Source organism: Pseudalkalibacillus sp. A8, assembly GCF_045920555.1.
Lineage (GTDB): Bacteria > Bacillota > Bacilli > Bacillales > Fictibacillaceae > Pseudalkalibacillus.
This window is the reverse complement of the sequence record NZ_CP174509.1, coordinates 3739390-3759795: the sequence shown is the minus strand read 5'-3', so window position 1 is coordinate 3759795 and position 20406 is coordinate 3739390. Positions and strand designations below refer to the sequence as shown.

Sequence of the window (20406 nt, the reverse complement as noted above, 5' to 3'; positions counted from 1 at the left end):
TTTTATAACAAACATTAAAATTTAACAAAGCCATTATAAATATAAAAAGGAAAAAGGTCTCTTTTGTAGAATTATACCTTGATCCTAATATTGCTTTGTGAATTGTTGTTCAACTGCTTCACAGTCTTCCTTGTATTTTTCATGGGTCCTTTTAATGACATTGTTGAATAAAGGACCGAGTTCCGTATCAAACACTTTCAACGCTTCCCCAGTTACCCCGCCTTTGACACATACCTTCTGAAGTAATGTAGGCAACGTATATATCTCCTTCTCTAGCAATTTACCCATCCCCACGATCATTTCACTCGCAAGTTGAGTTGCTTGTTCTTTAGAGATAGCCGTCTCTTCAACAGCACTATCGATGTAAGCTTGGAGTAAGTAACTGAAAAAAGCAGGACCTACACTTGATAAATCGGAAGCTACCCTTGTAATTGATTGATCGATCTCAATCGGAGAGGAAATCTTGCTCATCAACTTTTTCAGATTTTTCTTTTGTGTCGGTGTGCAACGTTTGCCATATGTCATGAGAGACGCGCCGGAAAATGCCCTGTTTGTAACACTTGGTATTACTCTGGCAACAGAGCAAGGACTGACTTCTTCCAGTTGTTCAACAGATATTGGACTTGTAATCGAAACGATCAACTTATCGCTCGTCAAACACGGAGCAATGGTTTCTATTAAAGCATAGTACTCGAGTGGTTTAACACAGAGAAAAATGATATCTGCAAAGGAAGCGACTTCACTGTTCGATTTTCCGACATTCAGGCCAGGGTATTGAACTTTTAACGCTTCCGCTTTTCGAGCAGTTCGATTGATGATCATTAAATCGGACGGCCTTACAGCTAACGATTCCATAAAAGCAGAGATCAGTATCGTCCCCATGTTCCCTGTCCCTATAATGCCCACTTTCATATATACACCCTCCTTTTGACCGTCTTCTATCTTCAAATGTATGTGGGGCTATTTCTATTTATGAATAAAACAAACTGCATGAACACGATTGAGTGAACGAGGTGATACTTTGAATTGGGATTCCTTATTGAATAGGGAAAGAATTTTCATTTTAGTGATTGTAGTTCTTATAGGAGGAGTTTTTTGGTTGTCTCGCGGATAATTCTTTTGAAAAATCAGATGACAGCTCACTATATAATCAAGTTGAAAAAAGGACGAAGACATCAAGCAAGAAACATTGGTTGTTGATGTAAAAGGAGCTGTACGTACACCAGGCGTTTTTGAAATGAAATCAGGTCAGCGGGTGAATGATGTTGTGCAGCTTGCTGGAGGTTTCAGTGACGATGCAGATCTTAATAGTGTAAACTTAGCGCAAGTCCTGGTCGATGAGATGGTCATATACGTCGCAAGAGTAGGAGAGGAAGCACCTCCTGTAGTTACCAATGAAAAAGAAGAGGGGAAGATTGACATCAACCACGCAGAGCGTACAGAACTGGAGACGATTCCTGGAATCGGGCTATCGAAAGCAGGAGCCATCAACGCTTATCGTGAGGAAAATGGACGGTTTTCTTCTATTGATGATCTAGTCAATGTTCCGGGTATAGGGGAAAAAACACTTGAACAATTAAAAGAATATATCACAGCAGCTAAATAGGATTGCACAGTGGACAATCTATCGATAAACTTAAAGGAACAAGGGAAGGGGGCTTTCGATTTTGGGGCGTATTTCTTGGAATCAATATTTTATGGCACAAAGTTCTTTGCTCGCATTACGGAGTACATGTGAGAGATTAGCGGTCGGTGCGACGATCGTAAGAGATAAACGGATTATAGCTGGAGGTTATAACGGATCGATTTCCGGCGGGGTCCATTGCAGGGATGAAGGGTGTTATGTCATTGAAGGACATTGCGTACGAACCATCCATGCTGAAATGAATGCACTCCTTCAATGTGCTAAGTTCGGTGTACCGACAGAAGGCTCTGAGATTTATGTGACTCATTTTCCATGTCTTCAATGTTGCAAGGCGATCATCCAGAGTGGCATCAAGAAAGTCTATTATGCTGCGGATTATAAAAACCATCCATATGCGATCGATTTGTTTAAACAATCAGGCGTGGAAACAGAGCTGGTAGCACTTGAAGATCAATATGATCTGACTTCTTTAGCAAAACGGGATTTGGCCGCAGAATTACTGGAGGAATTATCAAAACACACAGATGATGAGAACATTTTAGGGCGTCTGAATGAAAAGTTTATTAAATTATATGAAGTTAACGGTCCTCTTGATAAATGAAAATACAAATCCATACAATTGCAATTGCAGCCATCTTCGGGATTTTCACTTCACCATCCCGATGGTGGCTGTGTTCGTTCCTCATCCTTTATTTTCTTTTCAATAAGCACCGTTTTTCGATTTTTGCATGTATCCTCATTATCAGTACGTATCTCTTTTTCCTCGTTTATACTCCATTTTATATTTCTTATCATGGAACTCAATTACCTTCCAATACTGTACTTATCAATGGGAAAATCATTTCTACCCCGGTCATGGATGGAACCGCATCACTTTCCATTTCAAACTACCTCATAAAGAAACGATAATGGTCCGCTATGTAATCCAAACCGAAATTGAACAAAAAGAACTTAGAAAGCTTTATTATGGTGATCGGTGCAGCTTGTCTGGAAAACTCGAACAACCATCAGTCAATCGCAATTTCTACGGTTTCAATTATCGCACATATCTGGAACGTTCATACAATATCCATTGGATATATAAAACCGAAACCTTATCAATACGTGATTGTACACCAGGAAAAGGTCTCCAGGTAAGGTTATATCGATTCCGACAGAACAGTATAGCTATGATCAATGATGAATTCCCGAGAGAGCTCGCAGGAATGATGAATACATTAATTTTTGGTGACAGGAGCGGGATTGACGAATCGTTACAAGAACAATATCAAAGTCTGGGCCTCATCCATCTTTTAGCAGTTTCGGGGTTACATGTAGGTACGATTTTAGGGCTTTTTTATTTTCTTATTATCAGATTTGGAATCATAAAAGAAACAGCTTTATGGCTAATTCTTCTCCTTATTCCTTTCATCATATTACTGACTGGTGGAGCTGCCTCTGTCATACGTGCAGGTTTGATGGCTGCGGACGTTTGCCTGGTAGCCTTGATGCGTATCAAAATAACCACCTTCAGCCAATTATGTATGATCTTACTCGGATTACTGCTTTATAAACCTACTTTTGTATACAACATCGGTTTTCAGCTTCTTATTACAGCTTCTCTGATCTTATCAAGTAAGACGATTTTACGTGATATATCACCTTTCAGGCAACTTTTATACGGTTCGTTCATTGCACAATTAGCCTCCTTACCAATAGTCATTTGGAACTTTTATGAATTTTCCCTATGGTCACTTCCTCTCAACATGATTTTCATTCCTTTTATGACCATCATTATTCTGCCCTGTATATTGATCACCTTCTGTTTATTTTTATTTTTCCCTTGTTCTCAGTGATTTCCTAAGTGTTTGTTTTAAAATCCTTCATGCTGTAATGCAATGGGTGGAAAATCTTCAGTTAGGGGTTGTCACGCTGGGGCGTCTAAATGTAATTATGATGTTTGGAATGAGTTTATCCTTTTATTTGTTAGTGATTGCCTGGGAAAAAGGCGCTAAACGGGTGATTTTACCGTGTTTATGTATATTGCTCGTAATTGGTGTCCAACTTTATTATCCGAAAATGAATGCTAAGGCCTATGTGACTTTTCTAGATGTCGGTCAGGGTGATTCGATCGTTATCGAGTTGCCGTACCGGAGAGCAGTCTATGTGATTGACACTGGCGGGATCATTACATTCAAACAAGAAGAATGGATGGAAAGAAGGCGAAAATTTGATACCGGTGAAGATATAGTTGCAGAATTTCTAAAAGGTCGTGGGCTACGGAAGGTGAATGCATTGATATTGTCGCACGGTGACCTTGATCATATCGGTGGTGTGGATGGTTTGTTGGAGAAAGTGAGAGTCGAGCGGATCGTTTATGGGAAATTGGAACATTTAGAAGCTTCCGAGGTGGAATTTTTAAAAGGAATTAATGCTCCGACCGTCTTTTTAGAAGAAAACATCTCATGGAAAGTAGGTTCGTCTTTTTTTCAGACGTTGAATCCAGATCAAGCGAAGGAATCCCGAAACAATCGATCGCTTGTTTTATTTGTAAGAATTCATGGCCAATCCTTTTTGTTCACAGGTGATATCGACCAAGGAGTCGAAGCCCGGCTTTTAGGTCATTATCCTGAATTGAAGGTGGATTATTTGAAAGTTGCCCATCATGGAAGTGAAACATCCACCTCACCAATTAAATCCAGAGGCTGCTTTCATTTCTTTAGGAGAAAATAATCGATACAACCATCCATCACCAACCGTCATCAAAAGGTTAGAGGAGCGCAACACGGAAGTTTATCGAACAGATCAGAACGGTGCGATAATGGTAATTATTACACCTGATCACGAGCGTATAAGTACAGTACTTCCAAAGGATGATAATTAGAGCTATATATTTTATGTTTTCCGTGTAAAACATACGCAAATAAAAAAGTGAAGGACATGCCTCCACTTTTTGAAAACGTATATGTACCCAAGAGTCCGGGTGCTTTATAACGCAACAGCTTTGATGATCACTGCTGTAAAGAAAATGACGGTGAAGAATAAGAACGAGTAAACAAAACCGAGACCAGAGTCGATAACGTCATTGGTTTTTGCCTGTACATCTTTTTCAAAATCATTCATTTCCGCAACCCTCCTGTTTCATCTCAAGTATACGGTATAAGGCGTAAAAAATCCATATATCTATTTTTTACGATTAAGTGAAACTTATACGATTTATGTCCTTCTTCATTTCCTAAAATCTTGCCCATTTTGCTAAGAGTTGACACCTATACTTTCATCCTGCATAGGATAACATAACAATAAGCTTACGGGGAAGAGTTTTATCGTTAGTGGTGAAGCTTCCCGGGTCTTGACCGCTAACGTTTATATAAATGGAGGTTCGACTTTAGCGGTTGAGCCTCCTTTACCCTGTACCTTGGCAATTTTATCATATATGCTTATGATATTATAGTGGGGTGATGAAATTGTCCATAAAGGATTTGACAAAAAAGCTGAAGAACAGATCATATTCTTCAATTTATTTATTATATGGCAAGGAAAAATACATATTGGAATATACTCAAAAAATGATTGTACAAGCTGTCTTAGATGAAGGAACGGCTGATTTTAATCTTTCCGCTTATGATATGGAAGAGCAATCCGTTGATACCGCGATTGAAGACGCAGAAACCCTCCCCTTTATGGGGGATTATCGAGTCGTTATCATACAGAATCCATATTTTCTGACAGGAGCAAAAACAAAAAGTAAAGTGGAGCATGATTTGAAACGACTGGAAGCTTATCTGAACAATCCTTCAGAACAGGCAATCGTGATTTTCAATGCACCATATGAAAAACTGGATGAGCGGAAAAAGATCGTCAAAACATTGAAAAAGCAAGGAGAAGCAATTCAAGCAGATAAAATGAATGTAAGGCTACAGAAAGAATGGATTGATTTTGCTGCAAAAGAAGCTAAAGTGTCGATTTCAAATGATGCGGCAGAAAGGTTGATTCAACTTCAAGGTGAAAATTTGGCCCTTCTGATCAGTGAGGTCAAGAAAATGGCTCTCTATGTTGGCGAAGGTAAAGAAATTGATCCTCAGACTGTTGATGAATTGATCTCACGTTCCCTTGAAAGCAATGTGTTCACCATGGTTGAACATGTGGCGAACCGACGGATCGATGCTGCTTTACGGATCTGCTATGATTTATTGAAACAGAATGAAGAACCAATCAAATTGATGGCTTTGCTATCCAGACAGTTCAGGATCATCCTCCAGGTCAAACAGTTACGTGCGCAAGGATATACTGAGAAAAACATTGCATCTACGTTATCCTTACACCCATATGCAGTAAAAATAGCGGCGAAACAAAGTGCATCTTTTCAGGAAGACGAACTGAAAGCTTTATTGATCAAAGCAGCAGATGCAGATTTTGAAATGAAAACCGGCCAGCGTGACAAAACGTTGACTCTGGAGCTTTTTCTGACCGGCCTTACTCGGCAGCCTCAAACCAATTAAGATTGTTTCAAGCCGACTCTCTGGAAACGGGGAGTCGTTTTTTGTTTATCGGCGATTTTTGAGATTTATCAGCGATTTTTGAATTTTATCGGCCCAAATTAGATGTTTATCTGCGAAACTGCATTATTCGACAAAAATTTATCACCTGGCTACCAAACCGAAACAAAATAAAAAACGACCTGATATGTAGGTCGTTTCAGATTCCAGTATTGCTCACTTATAATTAAGCGCTAAGGCCGTTTAATTGCTTTGCAAGACGAGATTTTTGTCTAGCTGCAGCGTTTTTGTGAAGGATTCCTTTACCAGCAGCTTTGTCAAGCTTTTTGGTTGCAACCAAGAATGCACTTTTAGCACCTTCAGCATCGTTGTTAGCTACTTTCGTTTCAAAGTTCTTGATAGCAGTACGCATGGATGATTTCATCGCTGCATTATGTGCACGACGCTTATCGTTTGTTTTAACACGTTTAATAGCAGATTTAATATTTGCCAATTCCGTTCACCTCCTTGAATGCAACCGAAATTGCGGAAAATACAACACAAGATATTCTATCAAACCGTCCGTATAAATGCAATCTCTTTTGTACAAAGATAATCAGTTGAAAGATCTTTTTTGTATAATTCCGAGACGAAAAGAATGAAAGAAGTGGAAGACGGCTATCCTATTTGATAATGCTAACAATAATTCAGGGGTGAAATGTGCCAATGGACAAAGATCTAGAAATATATAACGTCAGAACGGATTTGGCGATTGAATCCAAAGAGATGATCACGAAAGAACAGGAACAAGAATCGAAGCAAACGATCGACGGCGTCATCGTCAAAGAACGTGATATGGACGGAATCAAACTTTCAAGAGTAGAGATTGAAGAGGCCGGTCAAAAAGTGACAGGTAAAAAGCCCGGTATCTACTTGACAATGGAGATGCAAGGAATCCGTCAGAAGGATTCAGCTCTACAGCAGCGGGTTCAAGATGTCTTCGCCCATGAGTTTGCCAACTTTCTTGAAGAACTGAAGATTCCGAAAGAAGCCAGCTGTCTAGTAGTTGGATTAGGGAATTTGAATGTTACACCAGATGCCCTCGGCCCTCGAACAACTAACAATCTTTTAGTCACGAAGCACTTATTTGAGCTGGCACCTGAAAACGTAGAGGAAGGGTTCCGTCCAGTCAGCGCATTATCCCCTGGAGTGATGGGGACGACTGGAATTGAAACGAGCGATATCATCGTAGGGGTCATTGAAAAATCAAAACCAGATTTCGTCATCGCGATTGATTCCTTGGCTTCCAGAGCTGTAGAACGTGTCAATGCAACTATCCAAATATCTGATACTGGTATCCATCCAGGTTCAGGAGTCGGGAATAAACGTAAAGAGTTGAGTAAAGAAACTTTAGGAATACCGGTCATTGCTATTGGAGTTCCTACCGTAGTTGACGCAGTCACGATTACGAGTGATACAATCGACTACATTCTGAAGCATTTCGGACGGGAAATGCGAGAAAAGGATGATCCGACAAAAGCATTGACGCCAGCAGGAATGACATTTGGCGAACGTAAAAACCTCACAGATGAGGATATGCCTGATGAAGAAAATCGGCAAGCATTTCTAGGGATGATCGGAACCCTCGAAGACACGCAAAAAAGACAATTGATCAAAGAAGTCTTGTCACCGCTTGGACATAACTTGATGGTCACACCGAAAGAAGTGGACGTTTTCATCGAAGATATGGCCAACGTGATAGCAAGTGGTTTGAATACTGCATTACATGGACAAGTCGATCAACAGAACAGCGGCTCCTATACACATTAAGTTCTAAGGGATTGACAATCCGCATAGGCTTGTACCAACACTGGTTTTATAACGTTTTTCGAATGGTAGGAGGAAGTAGGATGGTTCGGTTCATGATGAAGAGCTTCATACTGATATCTGTCCTTTTGTTCGGTATTCTGATCGGAATGCAGCAAGTCGGCGTTCAAATGGACAAGATGAAAGGTTCTGAAAGCAATAGTGCATTAGAATGGAAAGTCAATGACAGCGGGAACATTGAAGCTGAAGTACTCGGCTCGCAAATTACGAGTCACGATATAAAAGAAAAACAGAAGAAGCTTGAAGAAGTTGAAGCGTTAAATTTATTTTCCAAATTAGGTAAAATGGTATCATCGTTGGTCAGTGAAATACTGACCGTCATCATGACAGTCATCGGAACAGTATTGGATAAGATCCTGCACTTCTTATTCTCATAAATTGAAAAGCCGCCTTTGACAGTATCTGTTTTATCTCGATACGAGAAGGTCGGTTTTTCTTTTTATAGTTAGAAATACGCATAAAATTGAGAAATCGGCTCATAAAATTCAAATTCCGCTTATAAATTCTAAGATCGGCTTATTTATCTGAAGTTCAACCTTATGAAGGAATTTCCCCCTTCGCCAAGTAATCCTCAATAACCGCATTTTCCACACCATCCCTTACATCACCAATATATACAGAAACAATTGAATAAACAGAGTGCTATTGCTATAATCAATGCTAGCTTAGTTGTACGACCTTAGGAGTGAAGAGAATGAGTAAAGAGAAAAAATTAGAACGTCAATCAAGAATCCGCAACTTTTCGATTATCGCCCATATCGACCACGGGAAATCAACGTTGGCAGACCGGATTCTTGAACAGACAAGCGCTTTGACACAACGTGAAATGAAAGAGCAAATGCTTGATGCTATGGACTTAGAACGTGAACGTGGAATTACAATCAAGTTGAATGCCGTTCAATTGACATATAAAGCAAAAGATGGAGAGGAGTATATTTTCCATCTTATTGACACGCCTGGACACGTCGATTTTACATATGAAGTATCCCGGAGCCTGGCAGCTTGTGAGGGTGCTTTATTGATCGTTGATGCTGCTCAAGGGATAGAAGCACAGACCTTGGCGAATGTCTATCTCGCACTTGAGAATGACCTTGAAATCTTGCCGGTCATCAATAAAATCGATTTACCAAGTGCTGAACCAGAGCGTGTCCGTAAAGAAGTTGAGGATGTCATAGGGCTCGATGCTTCGGATGCGGTATTGGCCTCTGCCAAAAATGGAATAGGGATCGAAGACATTCTAGAGCAGATTGTGGAAAAGGTCCCTGCTCCTCAAGGTGACCCGGAAGCTCCATTAAAGGCATTGATTTTCGATTCCTTATACGATAGCTATCGTGGTGTGGTCGCTTATATCCGGATCACGGAAGGCACTGTAAAAGTCGGTGACAAAATCAAAATGATGGCGACCGGAAAAGAATTTGAAGTGAACGAATTAGGCGTATTCACACCGAAACCGGTCATGAAGGACGAATTGACAGTCGGGGATGTCGGATTCCTCACTGCATCGATTAAAAATGTAGGAGATACTCGTGTCGGGGATACGATCACGACAGCAAAAGGTGGAGCGGATACACCGCTTCCTGGTTATCGTAAAATGAATCCGATGGTGTTCTGTGGATTATATCCTGTTGACTCAAATAACTACAACGATCTCCGGGAAGCGTTGGAACGGTTGGAGTTGAACGATTCCTCACTTCAATATGAGGCTGAAACCTCTCAAGCATTAGGATTCGGTTTCCGGTGCGGTTTCCTTGGCCTTCTTCATATGGAAATCATCCAGGAGCGTATTGAACGAGAATTCGGAATCGATCTTATTACGACGGCGCCGAGTGTTATCTATAATGTATATTTGACAAGCGGGGAGAAGTTGATCGTTGATAATCCGGCTAATATGCCTGATGCACAGACGATCGATCACGTTGAAGAGCCTTATGTGAAGGCATCGATCATGACACCGAACGACTATGTCGGTGCAGTAATGGAAATCTGCCAAAAAAAGCGTGGGAATTTCATTACGATGGAGTACTTGGATGATATCCGGGTCAACGTCATTTATGAAATTCCGCTATCCGAGATTGTCTATGATTTCTTCGACCAATTGAAGTCCAGTACGAAAGGATACGCATCGCTGGATTATGAATTGATCGGATACAAGCAATCAAAACTTGTGAAGATGGATATTCTCTTGAATGGTGAGAAAATCGATGCGTTGTCTGTCATCGTCCACAGAGATTTCTCTTATGATCGTGGGAAAGCTGTGGTTGATAAATTGAAAGAGCTTATTCCGCGACACCAATTCGAAATTCCTGTCCAAGCAGCAATCGGACAAAAGATCATTGCAAGGACCAACATCCGAGCATTGCGTAAAAACGTGCTTGCGAAGTGTTACGGGGGAGACATCTCACGTAAACGTAAACTGTTAGAAAAGCAAAAAGAAGGTAAGAAACGAATGAAAACAGTCGGAAACGTAGAGGTGCCGCAAGAAGCTTTCATGTCTGTATTGCGTATGGATTCAGACGATTGATAATATGCTGTTTGAAGGATGGCTCGCTGGTTTGAGTCATCCTCTCTTTTATACATGGAACATACAATGATTATTCCTTTGGAAAGTGTGATGAATATGACGAAAGCGGCTTATATCCATATCCCTTTCTGTGAGCAGATCTGCCATTATTGTGATTTCAATAAGTTTTTGATCCAAGGTCAGCCGGTCGATGATTACTTGGATGCAATGGAGCTTGAAATCAAAAAACTATTAGAAGCATATCCAGCAAAAGCGATTGAGACCTTCTACATTGGCGGAGGAACACCGACAGCTCTTGATGATGAACAGCTCAAGCGGATGTTGGAGATCGTCACTACACATCTACAGCCAACCGATCAAAATATCGAATTTACGGTTGAAGCGAACCCATCTGTAACTGAAAGAAACAAACTCCAAATATTAAAAAATGCAGGTGCCAATCGCTTGAGCATTGGAGTGCAAGCCTTTCAAGATACGCTCCTTTCTGCGCTCAACAGGAATCATCGCCGTGAAGATGTAGCGAGAATGATCCATGAAGCACAAGCGATCGGGTTTGAAAACATTTCGATCGACTTGATGTTCGGTTTACCAGGCCAAACACTCGAGATGTTCAAGGAATCCGTCAGCTTAGCACTTCAATTGAATGTTCCTCATATTTCGGCCTATTCACTTCAAGTGGAGAATCAGACCGTTTTTGGCATTCGTGACAAGAAAGGCGAGTTATCCCTTCCGGGTGAAGAGAAAGAATCGGTTATGTTCGAGTACTTGATCGATACCTTGAAACAGAAAGGTTTCTTCCAATATGAAATCAGCAATTTTGCAAAGCCGGGATACGAAAGCAAGCATAACAGGGTCTATTGGAAGAACGAACCTTATTACGGGATCGGGGCAGGGGCACATGGATACCTTGACGATATACGCTATGAAAACGTGAAGCCACTGCCGCATTATATCCGTAAAATCCGGGAAGATGCGTTGCCTCAAAGAATCGTAACCAGACTAGAAGAAAAAGATCGTATGGAAGAAGAGGTTTTTCTTGGGCTCCGTAAAATGGATGGCGTAAACAAAGAAACCTTCTATAAAAAATACAACCTTCATATTGAAGATGTTTTTTCAGAACAAATTGATAAACTCACAGCTCAAGGTCTTCTTGTCAATGACACTCAAAGTATTCGTCTGACGAACCGAGGGCTTTTTCTCGGCAATGAAGTTTTCCAAGAGTTCATCGGTGTAATATAAACATTGACAAAGTATTTTCTCATTTGGTAATTTATAAATTAGAATTAGCACTCAATTAGAACGAGTGCTAACAAGGAGGATGAGACTCGATGTTAACGGATCGTCAGCTGTTAATTCTCCAGATTCTTATAGATGAATATATACAGAATGCAGAGCCTCTCGGATCAAGAAGTATCTCTAAACGTCAGGATATCTCATTCAGTTCTGCAACGATTCGGAACGAGCTTGCTAATCTTGAGGTAATGGGTTTCATCGAAAAGACTCACAGTTCTTCAGGGCGGATCCCTTCTGAAAAAGGGTACCGCTTCTATGTCGATAATCTGTTATCACCTGTTACTATGAGGAACAGGGACATGAAGCGAATCCGTTCTTTGTTTCATGAAAAGATGCTTGAACTAGAGATGTTGATTGAGCATTCGGCGAATCTGCTCTCTGAAATCACAAATTATACATCCATCATCCTGGGGCCTGAAGTTTATGAAACAAAGCTGAAGCATTTGCAGATCGTGCCTATTTCAGCTGAAACTGCCATACTGATATTGATCACTGATACTGGTCATGTAGAGAAATACACGGTTGAATTACCCGATGGTATGGATGCTTCCGATCTTGAGCGCACTGTCAATATTTTGAATGAGCGATTAAAGGGAGTCTCGTTCTCGCGGCTTAAAATTCAGCTGTATCAAGAGGTTCAAGGTTTAATGAAAGCACACCTCCAAAATTATGAAAAGACGCTTGATTTCTTAGCACAGCTTTTCCAGAATGAGAAATCGGATAAAGTCTATTATGGCGGGAAAACGAACATTCTTAACCAGCCTGAATTCCAGGATGTTGAAAAAGTGAAAGCTCTTTATAATGCGATAGAGAAACAAGAGCTGGTGCATCAACTCCTTCATCAAGGAACTACTGATGGGGTCAACGTCAAAATCGGGGCGGAAAACTCTATCCAAGAGATGAAGAATTGCAGCCTTATCACTGCCAGCTATTCAATTGGAGGACAGCACATGGGGACCCTTGCAATCCTAGGACCGACTCGTATGGAATATCCTCGTGTTATCGGATTGCTTGATCTTCTTTCAAAAGATTTGACTAAAGTGCTAACGCAGCGGTATTATTCAAACTGATTGTGGTAATAGCTTTAAAGATGAACCGATAGCACGTCACGCTTAAAGAGTGGGAGATCTCTTTATCACCCATTTTTCAGCATGTTTTCGATCAAAATCAAATTGATGAAAATAGGCCATTGACTAGTTCAGGGAGGTGAATGAAATGGAAGAAAACAAGCAACAACAAGATCTTCAGGAGAAGGAAGAATCAAATGAAGAATCGCAAGAGGAAGCTGCAGCAGAAAAGGCAGAAGAATCTAATGATGAAGCGATTGAGATTGAAAATGAAGAAGATAACCGAGTGACCGAACTAGAAAAGGAACTCGAAGATATAAAAAATCGTATGATCCGTGTTCAAGCTGATTATGATAATTTCCGCCGCCGTACGCGAGAAGAAAAAGAAGCGGCTGCGAAATATAGAGCTCAAGGGATTGTAGAAGGGTTGCTTCCAGTCATTGATAATTTTGAACGTGCATTGAATGTGCAGACAGATAGTGAACAAATTGATTCTTATCATCAAGGAATGAAGATGGTTTATAATCAGTTGATCGAGGTGCTTAAGAATGAAGGTGTAGAAGAAGTACCAGGTGAAGGAGAAGCTTTTGACCCTCACCAGCATCAGGCTGTCATGCAAGTTCAAGAGGACGGCTATGAAGACAACACTGTCGTTGAAGTCCTGCAAAAAGGCTTCAAATTGAAAGACCGAGTTGTCCGTCCTGCAATGGTGAAAGTGAATTCGAAGTAGAGTTCTAGTTAAAGAAATTGAATTTCCAAACTAAAAATCAAAGCTACATATTAAAATAGGAGGAATTGTCATGAGCAAAGTAATTGGTATTGACTTAGGTACAACTAACTCTTGTGTTGCAGTAATGGAAGGCGGGGAAGCAACAGTCATCCCGAATCCAGAAGGAAACCGCACGACACCATCTGTCGTTGCATTTAAAGATGGAGAGCGTCTAGTCGGAGAAGTTGCCAAGCGCCAAGCGGTTACGAATCCGAACACCATCATTTCTATCAAGCGTCATATGGGAACGAATTATAAGGTTGAAGCAGAAGGAAAAGAGTACACACCACAAGAAGTTTCAGCGATCATCCTTCAAAAACTTAAATCTGACGCTGAAGCATATCTTGGTGAGAAGGTTACTAAGGCTGTCATCACAGTACCGGCTTACTTCAATGATTCTCAACGTCAAGCCACAAAAGACGCTGGCAAGATCGCCGGCTTGGAAGTTGAACGTATCATCAATGAGCCGACAGCTGCTGCTCTAGCGTATGGCCTTGAAAAAGAAGATGACCAAACGATCCTGGTTTATGACTTGGGTGGAGGAACATTCGACGTATCACTTCTTGAACTAGGTGACGGTTTCTTCGAAGTTAAAGCAACATCTGGTGACAACGAACTAGGTGGAGATGACTTCGACCAGGCAATCATCGACTATCTCGTAAATGAGTTCAAAAAGGAAAACGGAATCGACCTTTCTCAAGACAAAATGGCTCTTCAACGTTTGAAGGATGCTGCAGAGAAAGCGAAGAAAGACCTTTCTGGTGTAACCCAAACACAAATTTCATTACCATTCATCACAGCAGATGCATCTGGTCCTAAGCACTTGGAAGTAAATTTATCCCGTGCTAAGTTTGATGAAATGACTTCTGATCTAGTAGAACGTACAATGGGACCTACTCGTCAAGCAATTAAAGATGCTGGCCTTACACCATCTGAAATTGACAAAGTAGTACTGGTTGGTGGATCTACACGTATCCCAGCTGTACAAGAAGCAATCAAGAAAATAACAGGAAAAGATCCTCATAAAGGTGTCAATCCGGATGAAGTGGTAGCATTAGGTGCCGCGATCCAAGCGGGTGTATTGACTGGTGATGTAAAAGACGTCGTTTTACTTGACGTAACTCCACTTTCTCTTGGTATTGAAACAATGGGTGGAGTGAATACGAAGCTTATCGAACGTAACACGACAATCCCTACAAGCAAGTCACAGGTATTCTCTACAGCGGCTGATAATCAACCGTCCGTTGATATCCACGTCCTTCAAGGTGAGCGTGAAATGGCTGCCGACAATAAGACGCTTGGACGTTTCCAATTGACTGATATTCCGCCGGCACCACGAGGAGTACCACAAATCGAAGTATCATTCGATATTGATGCGAACGGTATCGTAAACGTTAAAGCGAAGGACCTTGGAACGAACAAAGAACAATCCATCACGATCACTTCCTCTTCAGGGCTATCTGAAGAAGAAATCGAAAAGATGGTTAAAGATGCGGAAGAAAACGCAGAAGCTGACAAAGAGCGCCGTGAAGCGGTAGACCTTCGTAACGAAGCGGATCAACTCGTTTTCACAACCGAAAAGACATTGAAAGATCTTGAAGGCAATGTGGATGAAGCTGAAGTAACCAAAGCGAACGAAGCAAAAGATAAAGTTAAAAAAGCACTAGAAGGTGACGATCTAGAAGCAATCCGTTCTGCTAAAGACGAATTGCAACAGGTTGTCCAAGAGCTATCGACAAAACTTTACGAACAAGCTGCACAGCAGGCTCAAGCTGCACAAGAAGGCGGAGACAATCAAAAAGCGCAAAATGATGATGTAGTAGATGCTGATTACGAAGAAGTAAACGACGATAACGAGAAGAAGTAAGTATGATAAGGAAAAGTCAAAGTCAGTCTTCAAGGCTTTGACTTTTTCTATGAATGAAAAGAATGGATTCGTTTTTGGCAACGAAATTAATTAGCTCCAGCACCTAGCCACTTGGATCATTCTTTTCCTTATTGTTCGACCTTCAGAGAAATACATGAGGAAGACAGGGTGCTTACATCTTCAGTATTTGTTTTTAATATTGATTTCTTAAGAAAATTGCTTTTAGCAAAATTCACGACACTCCAGCGGGAAAAGCGAGCCAGACGAGACTCCACAGCGATCGGATCTTCGAGTATAATAATGAACTTCGACTAAATACCACCACGTCCTATGGTGAACGTCGAAGCCAGCACTTCCTGTGCAAGTGAGCGAGGATGCAGAGAAGTGCGATGCCTAGCTCAGCGACCAGTCACTTGGATCAATTCAAACTTCCTGTGGCAGCCACAGCCTTCTCGTCAGTTTTCCAGTGACCTACGTAACTAAGCGGGTCGCTTCCGCATTTCTTCAGCCCGCGGAAAGGCAGTGAATTTTGGAAAAATCAACAAGGAGTATTCGGAGCATAATGCTTAAAACGAATTCATGGCAACATGTTGCGGAGTTATAGACTATAGTGATATGATAATCGTTATGTAAAAGAACCGGGAGTGAGAGTGTTGAGTAAGCGTGATTATTATGAAGTCCTTGGCGTTGATAAGAACGCCTCGACTGATGAAGTTAAAAAAGCTTATCGAAAACTCGCTAGAAAATATCATCCGGATGTCAATAAAGCGTCGGATGCTGAGGAGAAGTTTAAAGAAGTCAAAGAAGCCTATGATGTCCTGAGTGACTCACAGAAGAAAGCCCATTATGATCAATTCGGCCATTCCGATCCTAACCAAGGATTTGGGGCAGGTGGAGCAGACTTCGGTGGTTTCGGAGATATATTCGATATGTTCTTTGGAGGCGGCGGCGGACGCAGGAATCCGAATGCTCCTCGCCAAGGGGCAGATCTGCAATATACGATGACTCTAAAATTCGAAGAAGCTGTTTTCGGTAAAGAGACAGATATTCAAATACCTAAAGAAGAAGAATGTGATACATGCTTCGGATCTGGAGCAAAGTCTGGAACGAAACCTGAAACATGCTCACATTGCGGTGGCAGCGGTCAGTTGAATGTGGAACAAAATACACCTTTTGGACGTGTCGTCAACCGTCGTGTATGCCACCACTGTAATGGTACTGGTAAATTCATCAAAGAGAAATGCAATACATGCGGTGGAAAAGGCAAGGTTCGTAAACAAAAGAAAATCCATGTGAAAATTCCAGCTGGAATCGACCATGGACAACAAATCCGTGTAGCAGGAAAAGGTGAAGCGGGTGAGAACGGCGGACCTCCAGGAGATTTATATGTTGTTGTGCGTGTAGCACCACACGAACTTTATAAGCGTGATGGAGATGATATTTTCATCGATATGCCGCTTACATTCACACAAGTTACACTAGGTGATGAAATCGAGGTTCCTACCCTTCATGGTAAAGTGAAGCTGAAGATCCCTTCAGGAACACAGTCTGGAACAAGCTTCCGTCTTCGTGGAAAAGGTGTTCAGAATGTACGTGGCTACGGTCAAGGGGATCAGCATGTCAAAGTGAAAGTGATCACCCCGAAAAATCTGAGCGACCGACAAAAGCAATTGCTTCGTGAGTTTGCTGAAATCAGTGGCGAAACAGTAGATGAACAGCATGATAATTTGTTCAGTAAAGTGAAAAGAGCTTTTAAAGGCGAATAAAAAAAAGGGTCCGGATGATCGTGATGAATGAAAACGAAAGGAAGATGGTAGATCTCATGAAATGGTCTGAAATTAGTATTCATACAACACAGGAAGCAATTGAACCGATTTCGAATATTCTGCATGAATCAGGAGCTAGTGGAGTAGTGATAGAAGACCCGCAGGACTTGATTAAAGTGTGGGATACCTCAATGGGTGAGATCTATCAGCTTAATCCGGACGATTACCCAGAAGAAGGAGTAATTGTAAAAGCTTATTTGCCAGTTAACAGCTTTTTAGGAGAGACCGTTGAAGAAATAAAGGAAGCGATCAATGGATTGCTTCTTTATAATATCGACCTGGGTCACAATAGGATCACGATCAGTGAAGTCCATGAAGAAGAATGGGCCACTGCTTGGAAGAAGTATTATAAGCCGGTGAAAATATCTGAACGAATTACAATCATCCCAACGTGGGAAGAGTATGAAAAAGTGAGCACGGATGAACTCATTGTAGAACTTGACCCTGGGATGGCTTTCGGAACGGGCACACATCCGACGACAGTCATGTGTATCCAGGCGATTGAAAAGACCTTGAGACTTGATGATGAAGTGATTGATGTTGGGACAGGTTCAGGTGTTCTCAGTATTGCTGCCGCTAAGCTCGGAGCAAAACATGTAACTGCACTGGACTTGGATGAGATAGCTGTGAAAAGTGCACGATTGAACATCAAGCTGAACAAATCCCAGGAGCAGATCACCGTCCGTCAAAACAATCTGCTGGACAATATCAGCGGTGAGTATGACGTCATCGTAGCTAACATATTAGCAGAAATCATCCTTCGTTTTGATAAAGATGCATTTGAATTACTTAAACCTGATGGAAGGTTCATCGTTTCAGGAATCATCAAAGGTAAGAAAGATGAAGTGAAGCAATCTCTCACAGATGCTGGATTCCAGATTGATGAAACGTTACTGATGGAAGACTGGGTTGCCTTTATTGTCAGGAAGCCTTCAATAAATGAAGTTCAGGAGAATCATTGATGCAACGGTACTTTGTACAGCCTGATCAAATGACAGATGAAACTGTAACGATTTCCGGCGAAGATATAAAGCACATTTCGAAAGTGATGAGGATGGGTACTGGGGATCAAGTGATTTGCAGTGACAATCATGGACGTGTCGCCAGGTGCACGATCACAGAAATAACAGATACTTCTGTGCAACTTGTAATTTCCGAATGGATCAGCTCTAAAACGGAACTTCCAATTTCTGTTACGATTGCACAAGGACTGCCAAAGCATGATAAACTAGAAATGATTGTCCAAAAAGGAACCGAGTTAGGTGCAAATCAATTCATCCCATTTCAAGCATCCAGGTCGATTGTGAAATGGGATTCGAAAAAGTCCAAAAAGAAGACCGAACGGCTGCAGAAGATCATTAAAGAAGCTGCTGAACAATCCCATCGGAATCGTATGCCTGAATGCTCAGAGCCGGTTTCCTTTAACAAATTGATCTCTCTAAGTGAATCTTTTACGATCAAAATCGTCGCATATGAAGAACAGGCAAAACTAAACGAAACTTCCCGATTAGCCAAGCTTTTTAGCAATGCGGACATTGAAAACGATGACATCATCGTCGTCATTGGCCCTGAAGGTGGTTTGACAAAAGACGAAGTCCAGCGTCTTCAAGATGCCGGGTTTGTCGTTTGCGGGTTTGGACCCCGCATCCTTCGGACTGAAACAGCATCACTCTATGTGCTTTCTGCTGTTTCCTATCAATTAGAATTATTGAGGTGACCAAAATGCCTTCTGTAGCGTTTCATACATTAGGGTGTAAAGTGAATCATTATGAAACTGAAGCGATTTGGCAGTTATTCAAAAGCCAAAATTACGAGCGTACCGACTTCGAAAAGCATGCAGATGTGTATGTAATCAACACCTGTACAGTAACGAATACTGGGGATAAAAAAAGTCGCCAGGTCATTCGGCGTGCCATACGTAAAAATCCGGATGCCGTCATCTGTGTCACAGGGTGTTACGCACAGACCTCACCGGCAGAAGTCATGGCGATCCCTGGTGTGGATGTAGTCGTTGGTACACAAGACCGAGTAAAGATGCTCGAATACATCGAGCAATATAAACGTGAACGTCAACCGATCAATGGAGTAGGGAATATCATGAAAGCCCGTGTGTACGAGGAGCTTGAAGTACCTGCATTCACGGATCGTACACGCGCTTCTTTAAAGATCCAGGAAGGGTGCAACAATTTCTGTACGTTCTGCATCATTCCCTGGGCACGTGGGCTTTTAAGATCCAGAAAGCCAGAACATGTCATTGAGCAAGCCCAACAGCTTGTCGACGCAGGATATCAAGAAATCGTCCTTACGGGTATCCATACAGCCGGTTACGGTGAGGACATGAAGGACTATAACTTCGCAAAGCTTTTATCTGATATCGATGAACAGGTGAAAGGCTTAAAGCGGTTGCGAATATCGTCAATTGAAGCGAGTCAGGTGACCGACGAAGTGATTAATGTGCTAGATCGTTCTGAAATCGTCGTCCCTCATCTCCACATCCCATTACAGTCTGGTTCTGACACCGTATTGAAGCGGATGAGAAGGAAGTACAGCATGGAGATGTTCGCTGATCGATTGAATAAGTTGAAAAAAGCCCTTCCAGGTCTCGCGATTACTTCGGATGTGATTGTTGGTTTCCCAGGTGAAACAGAAGAAGAATTCATGGAAACGTATAATTTCGTCAAGGAACATAAGTTTTCCGAACTTCATGTATTCCCGTTCAGCCGCAGAACTGGAACGCCAGCAGCAAATATGGAAGACCAAGTACCTGAAGATGTTAAAAACGAGCGAGTACATCGCTTGATTGAACTGTCTAATCAATTAGCGAAGGAATATGCCTCCCAATACGAAGGGGAAGTGCTTGATATCATCCCAGAGGAAATTGATAAGGACCACCCAGATAGGAACATGTATATCGGCTATACGGCCAACTATATGAAAGTCCGTATACCAGCAACTGAGGACATGATCGGCAAACTCGTTCGTGTAAAGATCACGGAAGCAGGATACCCTGTTAACGAAGGTCAATTCGTAAGAATCATGGATCCAGAACAAACGACTGCTACTGCATGAATGAG

20 protein-coding genes are annotated in these 20406 nt (G+C 41.6%); 17 read left to right on the top strand and 3 right to left on the bottom strand.

The window, feature by feature from the left end:
- Positions 1-84 precede the first annotated feature (84 nt).
- Entirely contained in the window at positions 85-912 is an 828-nt protein-coding gene (gene comER, locus ACJROX_RS19455; RefSeq protein WP_408006857.1) for a late competence protein ComER, read from the bottom strand.
- Positions 913-1189: 277 nt separating this feature from the next.
- On the opposite strand from comER, the gene ACJROX_RS19450 reads away from it, so the two are divergent.
- From ACJROX_RS19450 to ACJROX_RS19430, 5 genes are all read left to right on the top strand, one after another.
- A complete protein-coding gene (locus ACJROX_RS19450; RefSeq protein WP_408006856.1) occupies positions 1190-1606 on the top strand; it encodes a helix-hairpin-helix domain-containing protein in 417 nt (138 codons plus the stop codon).
- 61 nt (positions 1607-1667) lie between these two features.
- Complete coding sequence (locus ACJROX_RS19445; protein WP_408006855.1) at positions 1668-2246, top strand: ComE operon protein 2; 579 nt, start codon at positions 1668-1670, stop codon at positions 2244-2246.
- The gene (locus ACJROX_RS19440; protein ID WP_408006854.1) at positions 2243-2554 is read left to right on the top strand and encodes a hypothetical protein; all 312 of its coding nucleotides are present in this window, start codon (positions 2243-2245) and stop codon (positions 2552-2554) included. Before ACJROX_RS19445 ends, ACJROX_RS19440 begins: the two co-directional genes overlap by 4 nt.
- Positions 2554-3480, top strand: coding sequence for a ComEC/Rec2 family competence protein (locus ACJROX_RS19435; RefSeq protein WP_408006853.1), 927 nt, complete (start codon positions 2554-2556; stop codon positions 3478-3480). The genes ACJROX_RS19440 and ACJROX_RS19435 overlap by 1 nt, the downstream gene beginning before the upstream one ends.
- Before the next feature lie 46 nt (positions 3481-3526).
- The gene (locus tag ACJROX_RS19430) at positions 3527-4357 is read left to right on the top strand and encodes a ComEC/Rec2 family competence protein (RefSeq protein WP_408006852.1); all 831 of its coding nucleotides are present in this window, start codon (positions 3527-3529) and stop codon (positions 4355-4357) included.
- Between the two features lie 255 nt (positions 4358-4612).
- Here the strand turns inward: ACJROX_RS19430 and ACJROX_RS19425 are convergent, their stop codons facing one another.
- A complete protein-coding gene (locus tag ACJROX_RS19425; RefSeq protein ID WP_408006851.1) occupies positions 4613-4747 on the bottom strand; it encodes a YqzM family protein in 135 nt (44 codons plus the stop codon).
- 338 nt (positions 4748-5085) lie between these two features.
- Here ACJROX_RS19425 and holA point away from each other — a divergent pair, with 338 nt between their 5' ends.
- On the top strand, positions 5086-6126 hold the full coding sequence (gene holA, locus ACJROX_RS19420; protein ID WP_408006850.1) for a DNA polymerase III subunit delta: 1041 nt from the start codon (positions 5086-5088) through the stop codon (positions 6124-6126).
- Between the two features lie 223 nt (positions 6127-6349).
- On the opposite strand, the gene rpsT is transcribed toward holA, so the two are convergent.
- Entirely contained in the window at positions 6350-6616 is a 267-nt protein-coding gene (gene rpsT, locus ACJROX_RS19415) for a 30S ribosomal protein S20 (protein WP_225063571.1), read from the bottom strand.
- A 212-nt stretch (positions 6617-6828) separates the two neighbouring features.
- On the opposite strand from rpsT, the gene gpr reads away from it, so the two are divergent.
- From gpr to mtaB, 11 genes are all read left to right on the top strand, one after another.
- The gene (gene gpr, locus ACJROX_RS19410; protein WP_408006848.1) at positions 6829-7932 is read left to right on the top strand and encodes a GPR endopeptidase; all 1104 of its coding nucleotides are present in this window, start codon (positions 6829-6831) and stop codon (positions 7930-7932) included.
- A gap of 80 nt (positions 7933-8012) precedes the next feature.
- A complete protein-coding gene (locus tag ACJROX_RS19405; protein ID WP_408006847.1) occupies positions 8013-8366 on the top strand; it encodes a DUF3679 domain-containing protein in 354 nt (117 codons plus the stop codon).
- Positions 8367-8683: 317 nt separating this feature from the next.
- Positions 8684-10510 carry a translation elongation factor 4 gene (gene lepA, locus ACJROX_RS19400; RefSeq protein ID WP_408006846.1) on the top strand — a complete coding sequence of 609 codons (1827 nt, stop codon included), beginning with the start codon at positions 8684-8686 and terminating at the stop codon, positions 10508-10510.
- Between the two features lie 96 nt (positions 10511-10606).
- The gene (gene hemW / locus ACJROX_RS19395) at positions 10607-11749 is read left to right on the top strand and encodes a radical SAM family heme chaperone HemW (RefSeq protein ID WP_408011710.1); all 1143 of its coding nucleotides are present in this window, start codon (positions 10607-10609) and stop codon (positions 11747-11749) included.
- Between the two features lie 89 nt (positions 11750-11838).
- Positions 11839-12873, top strand: a complete 1035-nt coding sequence (hrcA, locus tag ACJROX_RS19390; protein WP_408006844.1) for a heat-inducible transcriptional repressor HrcA — start codon at positions 11839-11841, stop codon at positions 12871-12873.
- 145 nt (positions 12874-13018) lie between these two features.
- Positions 13019-13600 carry a nucleotide exchange factor GrpE gene (grpE, locus tag ACJROX_RS19385; protein WP_408006843.1) on the top strand — a complete coding sequence of 194 codons (582 nt, stop codon included), beginning with the start codon at positions 13019-13021 and terminating at the stop codon, positions 13598-13600.
- A gap of 70 nt (positions 13601-13670) precedes the next feature.
- The gene (dnaK, locus tag ACJROX_RS19380; protein WP_408006842.1) at positions 13671-15506 is read left to right on the top strand and encodes a molecular chaperone DnaK; all 1836 of its coding nucleotides are present in this window, start codon (positions 13671-13673) and stop codon (positions 15504-15506) included.
- 653 nt (positions 15507-16159) lie between these two features.
- Complete coding sequence (gene dnaJ, locus ACJROX_RS19375; protein WP_408006841.1) at positions 16160-17272, top strand: molecular chaperone DnaJ; 1113 nt, start codon at positions 16160-16162, stop codon at positions 17270-17272.
- A gap of 56 nt (positions 17273-17328) precedes the next feature.
- Entirely contained in the window at positions 17329-18294 is a 966-nt protein-coding gene (gene prmA, locus ACJROX_RS19370; RefSeq protein ID WP_408011709.1) for a 50S ribosomal protein L11 methyltransferase, read from the top strand.
- Entirely contained in the window at positions 18294-19049 is a 756-nt protein-coding gene (locus ACJROX_RS19365) for a 16S rRNA (uracil(1498)-N(3))-methyltransferase (RefSeq protein ID WP_408006840.1), read from the top strand. Before prmA ends, ACJROX_RS19365 begins: the two co-directional genes overlap by 1 nt.
- Positions 19050-19054: 5 nt before the next feature.
- On the top strand, positions 19055-20401 hold the full coding sequence (gene mtaB / locus ACJROX_RS19360; RefSeq protein WP_408006838.1) for a tRNA (N(6)-L-threonylcarbamoyladenosine(37)-C(2))-methylthiotransferase MtaB: 1347 nt from the start codon (positions 19055-19057) through the stop codon (positions 20399-20401).
- Positions 20402-20406: the final 5 nt, after the last annotated feature.